The sequence below is a fragment of the Mycobacterium sp. UM_Kg1 genome, from assembly GCF_000972925.1.
In the GTDB taxonomy this organism is placed as follows: Bacteria; Actinomycetota; Actinomycetes; order Mycobacteriales; family Mycobacteriaceae; genus Mycobacterium; species Mycobacterium hiberniae.
In genome coordinates, this window is record NZ_JRMK01000265.1 from 1 (window position 1) to 2,729 (window position 2,729).

Genomic DNA, 2,729 nt, shown 5'->3' on the forward strand with positions numbered 1-2,729 from the left:
AGATGTGTATAAGAGACAGGTTCTGACGACGGTGACGCCGATGTTCGTGCCCAACACCGGATTCGGATACACGCTGTACGCCTTCACGGTCAGCTACCCGGTACCGGCAACCGCGGAAGGGATGCTGACGGTGCACGCGGACAACCCCAGCGGGCTGCCCGAGAACGACTTCACGGTCTCGGTGCCGCTGACGTTCGGCCGCCCGCTGTTGGGCGAGCCGTTCTACAGCTTCGCGCTGCACCGTGTGGTCACCGGCGACACGCTGTTCAAGATCGCGAAGGACCGCTACGGCGACGGCAATCTGTGGCATCGGCTCTTCGTCGCCAACCGAGACCGTATCGACGACCCCGACGTGATCCGCGTCGGGCAGCTCCTGCGGATTCCCTAGCCCTTACAAAGAAAGGAACAACCATGAAGACCTACCAGGTTCAGCCCGGCGACACCCTGTTCGCCCTGGCCCGGCGCGAGTACGGCGACGGCACGCTGCATCCGGTGATCGCGCGGCAGAATCACCTCCCCAACCCGGATCTGATCGTCGCGGGACAACACCTGCTCATCCCGTACGTGACGTATCGGCAACGGCTGACCACACCCGATTCCGGTGCGGCGCGCAAAGAGATCACCCAGCAGTTCTACGGCACCGACGACACCGATGTGCAGTTGATCTGGGAGATCGTCAACGGAGTCGCGCAGCGCGAGATGCGCCAGGGCACCTGGCTGCACCTGCCCGATCTGACCGCCGTGGGACACCACACGGTTGTCGACGGGGAGAGCCTCGCGGGGCTGGCCGCCCGTTGGTACGGCGACGACCACCTCGCGACCGTGATCGCGCTGGCGAACGACCTTCCCGCCAACACCGAACCCGAACCGGGCCAGGTGCTGATCGTTCCCGGTCTCAACCGGCGGCGGCACATCGCCGGCGACACACTGGTCTCACTGTGCCGCGAGGAATACGGCGACGCGGATCTGGACACCCGGGCCTCGGTCGTCGCGGCCGCCAACCACATCAGTGAACCGGCCGCGCTCTTCGCCAACCAGGTGATCTACTTTCCCTCGTAACGCGCCTCAGGCTCCAGGGTCGGCTCCGCAGCCGCCGGCCAGTGCGCACGCCACTGCTGCTCGGTGGGTTCGCCGATGATCGCCCTCTCGGCCACACGCGCCGCGTCCATGAGCTCCAGAACCGCGGTGCGCAAGTCGTTTTCGGCATCCACGCCGGCGGCCACCGTCACGGTGGTGACCGCCTCGGGAACCAGGTCTGCGGGCACACCGGCGCGAGCCAGGCGTTGCAGCACCTTGCCTGCCAACGCCAGGGCCGGCTGTGCGGTGGGCACGTTGTCGAGGATCGAGGCGCCGCCAGGGGCGTTCGCCGTGTTCTCCAGCTTCTCCAAGGCCTTGCGCTCTTCCCACTGCGCCATCTGCTCGGCCAGCGAAATCTCCTCGCCGGCCAGCACCGCGGGCGCCCGGTTGCGCAGCTTGCGCAGCAACGAGTCGGCGACGTCGTCGATGGAGAACGGGTGCTCGGGGGCGTCCTCGGCGATGCGGGCGTGGAACAGCACCTGCAGCAGCACGTCGCCGAGCTCCGCGCACAGTTCCTGGGCGTCGCCGCTGCGGACCGCGTCGAAAAGCTCGTAGGTCTCCTCGAGCAGGAACCGGCGCAGTGAGTCGTGGGTCTGCTCGCCCTCCCAGGGCCCGGACGTGCGCAACCGGTCCATCACCGCGACGGCATCGATCAGCCGCTCCCCCGGCGCCGGATCGGGCGCCGCGATCAGCGGTTCCCCGGCGGCCAGGCGCGCAAGCACGGCGGGGTGGTCGCGGTCCGAGGACAGCAGCACCGGAGCCTGCGAATCGTCGGCGGCGGACAGCACCGAATGCGCGGCCGGCAAAGACCAGGGCACCGCGATCGGCAGTTCCGCGGTGTAGGCGACCTCCCCGGACAGCAGCGCCAGAGCTTCCACCGGCACCAGCGTGGGCCGGCGCGGGTCCACCAGCACGACGGTCATCGTGGTTACCGTACTGCGGGCACCGCGCCGGTGACGTCGAGCACGCCCTGCGGCTTGCCGTCGAGCGCCGAAATCAGGTCGGCGACCATCTGGACGAGTTCCACGTCGCGGATGCGGGGCGCCCCGACCGGCGCGCCGGCTCCGCCGGCCCGCGGTATCGGCACCTGCACGGTGGCGGTGGTGGCGCGGTAGCTGGCCGAGGGGTGCATCCGCTTGAGCCGCAGCTGGGCCGAATCCGCCAGGGTCAGCGGCGAGATCCGCAGCGTGGTCGCCGAGGCCGCCGAGACTTCGGTGATCCCGGCCGCGCGGCACAGCAGCCGCAACCGGGCCACCGCGACCAGCCGGCCGGCGGGTTCGGGAAGCGGCCCGTAGCGGTCGGTGAGCTCCTCGACCACCGCCGCGATCTCGTCCTCGCCGTGCGCGGCGGCCAAGCGGCGGTACGCCTCGAGCCGCAGCCGGTCGGAGTTGATGTACTCCGGCGGCAGGTGCGCGTCGACCGGCAGGTCGATCCGGACGTCCTTGACCTCCTCGGTGGTGACGGTCTCGCCGTTGAAGGCGGCCCGATACGCTTCGACGGCCTCGCCGACCAGCCGCACGTACAGGTCGAAGCCCACCCCGGCGACGTGCCCGGACTGCTCCACCCCCAGCACGTTGCCGGCGCCGCGGATCTCCAGGTCCTTCATCGCCACCGCCATGCCGGCGCCCAGTTCGTTGTTCTGGGCGATGGTG

At 69.6% G+C, this 2,729-nt stretch carries 4 protein-coding genes; 2 read left to right on the forward strand and 2 right to left on the reverse strand.

Features of this window, described 5'->3' with window-relative positions:
- Window positions 1–388 (forward strand): LysM peptidoglycan-binding domain-containing protein (locus LI92_RS22005; RefSeq protein WP_204368903.1); only part of this gene is annotated, 388 nt, incomplete at its 5' end.
- Window positions 389–411: 23 nt separating this feature from the next.
- Entirely contained in the window at window positions 412–1,059 is a 648-nt protein-coding gene (locus tag LI92_RS20845; protein ID WP_046322305.1) for a LysM peptidoglycan-binding domain-containing protein, read from the forward strand.
- Here the strand turns inward: LI92_RS20845 and LI92_RS20850 are convergent.
- Together LI92_RS20850 and LI92_RS20855 are read right to left on the reverse strand one after the other, a co-directional pair.
- Window positions 1,044–2,000 carry a nucleoside triphosphate pyrophosphohydrolase gene (locus tag LI92_RS20850; protein WP_046322307.1) on the reverse strand — a complete coding sequence of 319 codons (957 nt, stop codon included), beginning with the start codon at window positions 1,998–2,000 and terminating at the stop codon, window positions 1,044–1,046. The genes LI92_RS20845 and LI92_RS20850 overlap by 16 nt on opposite strands.
- A 5-nt stretch (window positions 2,001–2,005) precedes the next feature.
- Window positions 2,006–2,729, reverse strand: a 724-nt coding sequence (locus LI92_RS20855) for a TRCF domain-containing protein (protein WP_046322310.1), incomplete at its 5' end; no start/stop codon positions are given.

Excerpts from the sequence above, each read along its gene's own strand:
- LI92_RS20845 (WP_046322305.1), top strand. The coding sequence starts at position 412 with ATGAAGACCTACCAGGTTCAGCCCGGCGACACCCTGTTCGCCCTGGCC.
- LI92_RS20850 (WP_046322307.1), bottom strand. The coding sequence starts at position 2,000 with ATGACCGTCGTGCTGGTGGACCCGCGCCGGCCCACGCTGGTGCCGGTG.